Source organism: Neisseria sp. P0020.S005 (assembly GCF_051957055.1).
Taxonomy (GTDB): Bacteria; Pseudomonadota; Gammaproteobacteria; order Burkholderiales; family Neisseriaceae; genus Neisseria; species Neisseria subflava_A.
In genome coordinates this window covers 1-255 of the sequence record NZ_JBQCWV010000090.1, presented here as the reverse complement: position 1 = coordinate 255, position 255 = coordinate 1, and the positions used below count along the sequence as shown (strand labels likewise).

Annotated in this window: 1 protein-coding gene; it reads left to right on the top strand. The window is 51.8% G+C overall.

What is annotated here, in order from left to right:
- Positions 1–255: hypothetical protein (locus ACTHTU_RS11450; protein WP_440362618.1), on the top strand; the 255-nt coding region annotated here is incomplete at both ends.

The following is a 255-nucleotide window of genomic DNA, read 5'->3' as shown; positions in this document are numbered from 1 at the left end:
TGACCGTCAAGCTGAACAAAAAACTGGTGATAGACAGCGTCAAAGCCGGCGACACCACCGTGAACAACGACGGTGTGAAAGTAGGCGACGATGTTGCATTGACCCAAGACGGCGTTAAAGCAGGTGATGTCAAACTGACCAAAGACGGTTTGAACAACGCCGGCAAGAAGGTTATCAACGTAGCCGACGGCGACCTCAATGCCAACAGCAAAGATGCCGTTAACGGCAGCCAACTGTTTGCGACCAACCAAAACG